Below are 6,036 nucleotides of genomic sequence, written 5' to 3' on the forward strand. Positions count from 1 at the left end.
TTGCGCAGTGGTGAGTGTTCGATGGCGTTGGCGGGTGGTGTGGCGGTGATGTCGACCCCGGCCACGTTCATCGAGTTCAGCCGGCAGCGTGGACTGGCCGCTGATGGGCGGTGCAAGGCGTTCGCGGAGGGCGCGGACGGTACCGGTTGGAGTGAGGGTGCCGGTGTACTGCTGGTGGAGCGTCTGTCGGACGCCCGCCGCAACGGGCACCCGGTGCTGGCCGTCGTGCGCGGCAGCGCGGTCAACCAGGACGGTGCCAGTAATGGTCTGACGGCGCCGAATGGTCCCTCGCAGCAGCGTGTGATCCAGCGGGCTCTGGCGGACGCGGGTCTGGGGCCGATTGACGTTGACACGGTCGAGGCTCATGGCACGGGGACCCGGCTGGGTGACCCGATCGAGGCGCAGGCGTTGATCGCCACCTATGGGCAGGACCGTCCGGCGGACCGGCCTTTGTGGCTGGGGTCGTTGAAGTCGAACATCGGTCATACCCAGGCTGCCGCGGGTGTGGCCGGGGTTATCAAGATGGTTCAGGCGATGGGGCATGGGCTCCTGCCGCGCACGCTCCATGTGGACCGGCCTTCGAGGCAGGTGGACTGGGAGGCGGGTGCGGTGGAGTTGCTGACCGAGGCGGTGCCCTGGCCCGAGACCGACCGGCCACGACGCGCTGCTGTCTCCTCGTTCGGCGTGAGCGGGACCAACGCGCATGTTGTCATCGAACACGCTCCGCAGCCCGCTCCCGCCCTGCAGCCCGCGCAGACCGGGCAGTTGGCGCAGGTGTCGGAGTCGGCGCAGGTGGCGGAGGCCGGCCGGCCGGTGCCGTGGCTGCTGTCGGCGAAGACGGGGCCGGCTCTGGCCGCGCAGGCCCGGCGTCTTGCGGTTCATCTGCGGGCCGATGTGGATCTGCGTCCGGTTGATGTGGCGCATTCCCTGCTCACGACCCGGGCCGTTCACGCCGAACGCGGTGTTTTCGTCACCGGTGAGCGGGACGAGGCGCTTGCCGCTCTGGACGCGCTGGCCGAGGACCTTCCCGCTCCTCACCTTGCACGGGGCATCGTGCAGACCCCCGGCAAGACGGTGTTCGTCTTTCCCGGTCAGGGGTCGCAGTGGGCGGGTATGGCGGTGGAGCTCCTGGAGAGTTCGGAGGTCTTCGCCGGACACATGGCTGCCTGTGCGCAGGCTCTGGAGCCGTTCGTGGACTGGTCGCTGGACGACGTCCTGCGCCAAGCGGAAGGCGCCGCGTCACTGGACCGCGTGGACGTCGTCCAGCCGGTCCTGTGGGCGGTCATGGTCTCCCTCGCCGAACTGTGGCGGGCCCACGGCGTGGAACCGGACGCGGTGCTGGGGCACTCCCAGGGAGAGATCGCCGCGGCGTGCGCGGCGGGAGCCCTGAGCCTGGACGACGCGGCACGGATCGTTGCCCTGCGCAGCCGGGCCATCGCCGATCTCCTTGCCGGGCGGGGCGGGATGGTCTCGGTGGGAGCCTCCCGTGAGGAGACCGTGACGTTGATCGGTCCCTGGGAGGGGCGGATCTCGATCGCCACGGTCAATGGTCCGCAGTCCGTGGTCGTCGCCGGAGATCCCGACGCACTGGACGAACTGCGTGCCGAGCTGCAGACCCGTGATATCCGCAACCGCCGGATCCCGGTCGACTACGCCTCACACACGCACCACGTCGAAGCAATCCATGAACGGCTCCTGGCCGACCTCGCCGTGATCCGCCCGCGTGCCGCACGCGTTCCCGTGCTGTCCACGGTCACCGGCACCTGGCTGGACACCACCACGATGGACGCCGAGTACTGGTACCAGAACCTGCGCCAGACCGTGGAGTTCGAAGCAGCCACCCGCACCCTCCTGGACGAAGGGCATCACAGCTTCGTCGAGGTCAGCCCACACCCGGTCCTGACCATCGGTCTGCAGCAGACCATCGAGGAGAGCATGGCCCCGGCCATGACCCTGGCCACCCTCCGGCGCGAGGAGGGCAGCCTCCGGCACTTCCTCACCTCGCTGGCCCGGGCCCACGCCCAAGGACTCGCCGTCGACTGGGCCCCGGCCTTCGCCGGCACCGACCCCCGGACCATCTCCCTGCCCACCTACCCCTTCCAGCACGAACGCTACTGGCTGGAGGACGGAGCTCCGAAGTCGGGAGACGTGGCATCGGCTGGCCTTGGCCCGGCGGATCATCCGCTGCTGGGCGCCGCCGTGCCGCTGCCCGACTCCGGGAGCTTCCTGTTCACCGGCCAGTTGTCGCTTCGGAGTCACCCCTGGCTCGCGGACCACGCAGTGCGCGGCACCGTGCTGTTGCCGGGCACGGCGTTCGTGGAGCTGGCACTTCAGGCCGGCGGCCGACTTGGTTGCGGGCTGTTGGAGGAACTCATCCTGGAGGCACCGCTGGTGCTGCCGGAAAACGGCTCCGTCCAGCTCCAGCTCATGGTGAACGCCCCGGACGCCCAAAACGACTCGGGAGACAGGGCCGTCAGCGTGTACTCGCGGCCGCAGGACCCTACCGCGGACGCACCCTGGGTGCGGCACGCCACTGGAGTCGTCCGGCCCGGCGGCTCGCCGGAACCGGAGGGACTGACCGTGTGGCCGCCGACCGGCGCGGTCGCGGTGCCGGTCGAGGACCTCTACGAGGTGCTGGGCGACCGGGGTGTCGACTACGGACCTGCGTTCCGCGGGGTGCGGGCCGCGTGGCGCCGCGGTGACGTGCTGTATGCCGAGGCCGGCCTGGCCGAGGAGCAGCAGTCGGACGCCGCGCTCTTCCACCTCCACCCGGCCCTGCTCGACTCGGTGCTGCAAGGCATGGGACTGATGCCCTCGGAAGAAGCGGAGCAGGTCCGGATGCCGTTCACGTGGCGCGGTGTCACGCTGCACGCCATGGGGGCGTCGGCCCTGCGGTTGAGGCTGAGGCCCGCCGGGCCCGACACGGTGGATGTCCTGATGGCCGACGGCACGGGTAGGCCGGTCGCTTCGGCCGACGCACTGGTGGTCAGGACGTTCCGAGAGGAGGAACTGGCAGTCTCGCCGGACGCGTACCGCGACTGGCTGTACCGGGTCGACTGGCCCGAACTGCCGGAGGCCCCCCGGGCGCTTCCGGACGGGTCCTGGGCCGTACTGGGCGGGAACGCCGACGGGATGCTCGGCGCCGAAGGTACCGCGGGGCTGCCGGCCGGTGTCCCCGTCGACGCCTACCGGGACCTGGCGGAGCTGCGCGAGCGGACGGGCGCGAACAGCGCGTTCCCGGCCGTGGTGGTGGCGCCCGTCGCCACGGGCTCCGCTGCCGCGCCGGACGCGGTGCGGGAGGTGACGTACCAGGTGCTGGACCTGATCCAGTCCTGGCTCGCCGACGATCGTTCCGCCTCGTCGACCCTCCTTCTGGTGACCCGCGGCGCGGTGTCCACCGGCTTCGGGGACGACCTCGTCGATCTGGCACAGGCGCCGGTGTGGGGTTTGGTGAGGGTCGCGCAGTCGGAGAACCCCGACCGCTTCGTCCTCCTCGACCTCGACGGGAGCGAGCCGGTCGGACCTCTCCCGACGGCGGCGCTGCTCTCCGGGGAGCCGCAACTGGCGGTCCGGAAGGGCAAGGTGCTGACGGCCCGGCTGGACCGGCTGTCGTCCGACGCGGGAACGCTGCAGCCGCCCGCCGGGCCGGACCCGTGGCGACTCGATGTCACCAGCCGCGGCACGCTCGACAACCTCGCGCTCCTTCCGGTTCCGCAGGCGTCGGCGCCGCTCGCCGAGGGGCAGGTCCGAATCGCGGTGCGCGCGGCCGGCCTGAACTTCCGCGATGTGCTGATCGCTCTGGGCATGTACCCCGGTGAGGGCTCGATGGGCAGCGAAGGCGCCGGCGTGGTGGTGGAGGTCGGGCCCGGCGTTGAGCGATGGGCTCCGGGCGACCGGGTCATGGGCGTGCTCGCCGATGGCTTCGGGCCGGTCGCCGTAACCGACCAGCGCATGGTGACCAGGCTCCCGGACGGCTGGTCGTTCACCGAGGGCGCCTCGGTACCGATCGCCTTCCTCACCGCGTACTACGGGCTGGTCGACCTGGGCGGCCTGCGCGCCGGCCAGTCGCTGCTGGTGCATGCGGCGACCGGCGGTGTGGGAATGGCGGCGACGCAGCTGGCCCTGCACTTCGGCGCCGAGGTGTTCGGCACGGCGAGCTCGGGCAAATGGGAGACCTTGCTGGAGATGGGACTGGACGAGGAGCACATCGCCTCGTCGCGGGACCTGGACTTCGAGGAGAAGTTCTCGGCCGCCACGGGCGGCCGCGGCGTGGACGTGGTGCTGAACTCGCTGAACCTGGAGTTCGTGGACGCGTCCCTGCGGCTGCTGCCGCGCGGCGGCCGGTTCGTGGAGATGGGCAAGACCGACATCCGTGACGCGGAGGCGGTCGCCGCCGGGCATCCCGGCGTCGTCTACCGGGCCTTCGACCTGCTGGACGCCGCGGGGCCGGACCGTATCCAGGAGATGCTGGCCGAGTTGCTCGCGCTCTTCGAGGCGGGGGCGATCGCGCCGCTGCCGCTGACGACCTGGGACATCCGGCGCGCCCCGGAGGCGTTGCGCCACCTGAGCCAGGCACGGCACATCGGCAAGATGGTCTTCGATCTGCCGCCCGTACCGGACCCGGACGGCACGTACCTGATCACGGGTGCGAGCGGAGCGCTGGGCAGCCTGGTCGCCCGCCATCTGGTGACCGAGGGCGGCGTACGGAATCTGCTGCTCGTCAGCCGCCGGGGGGCGGCGGCTCCCGGCGCGGAGGAACTGGCCACCGAGCTCGCCGAGATGGGGGCGACGGTGACGCTGGCGGCCTGCGATGTGGCCGACCGGCAGGCTCTGGCCGGGCTGCTCGCCGACATCCCGGCGGAGCATCCGCTGACGGGTGTGGTGCACACCGCCGGTGTGGTGGACGACGGGACCGTGGAGTCCCTGACGCGCGAACGGCTGGACGTGGTCTACCGCCCCAAGGTGGACGCCGCCTGGAATCTGCACGAGCTGACCAAGGACAGCGGCCTGGCCGAGTTCGTACTGTTCTCGTCGGCCGCTGCGGCGCTCGGTAGCGCAGGCGTGGGCAACTACGCCGCGGCCAACACCTTCCTCGACGCCCTAGCCCAGTTCCGCCGGGCCCAGGGCCTGCCGGCCAGCTCCCTCGGCTGGGGACCCTGGGCCGAGAGCGCTGGCATGATCGTTCATCTGGGGGCCTCGGACCTCGCCCGGATGGCGCGTTCGGGCATCGCCGCCATGACGGCTGAGCAGGGACTGGCCCTGTTCGACGTCGCGCGGTCGGATGTGCGAGCGTCAGTGCTTCCAGTACGCCTGGAACTCACCGGGCACGGTGCGCAGGCCGGATCGGAAACGGTTCCGGCGCTGATGCGAGGGCTGGTGCGGGCACCGGTCCGGCGGGTCACGCAGACAACCACGGGTGACGCCGTCACCGGTCTGCGTCAACGGCTGGCGCAGCTGGCCGTCCCGGACCGCGATCGTGCCCTCCAGGAGCTGGTGTCCTCACACGCGGCCGCCGTGCTCGGGCACAACAGTTCCGGGGCGGTGCCCGTGCAGCGGCTGTTCAAGGAGCTCGGCTTCGATTCGCTGACCGCCGTCGAACTGCGCAACCGGCTCAACGCGGCGACCGGCCTCCGACTCCCCGCGACCCTGGTGTTCGACTACCCGACCCCGTTGGCGATGGCGGAACACCTCCAGAAGGAGCTGTTCGCAGACGAGATCCCGGCAGAGCCGCAGGTGTCGGAGGAACTGGACCGGCTGGAGGCGGCGTTCGCGGTCTCCTCGGCCGAGCACCTTCAGCAGTCGGGAGCCGCGGCACGGCTGAGGGCACTGCTGAAGCGGATCAGCATCAATGCTCCGGCGGGGGGAGACGCCGTTGACGGCCGCTCCGTCGACCTCGAAGCAGCCAGCCACGACGAGATCTTCGCCCTGATCGACGAGGTGGTAGGGGACGTGTGACCGGCCGCCAACTCCCGCTTCGCCCCACCCCTCGCCCGGACTAGCCGCATGGATGAGATCACGATGACGGATGAGACCGCT

General features: G+C 71.0%; 1 protein-coding gene. It reads left to right on the forward strand.

Annotated features, from left to right (window positions below; genetic code table 11):
* The coding region (locus ACH4SI_RS41790) for an SDR family NAD(P)-dependent oxidoreductase (RefSeq protein WP_398306229.1) at positions 1–5,955 on the forward strand (5,955 nt) is incomplete at its 5' end.
* Positions 5,956–6,036 lie beyond the last annotated feature (81 nt).

Source organism: Streptomyces sp. NPDC021212 (assembly GCF_044332925.1).
GTDB lineage: Bacteria > Actinomycetota > Actinomycetes > Streptomycetales > Streptomycetaceae > Streptomyces.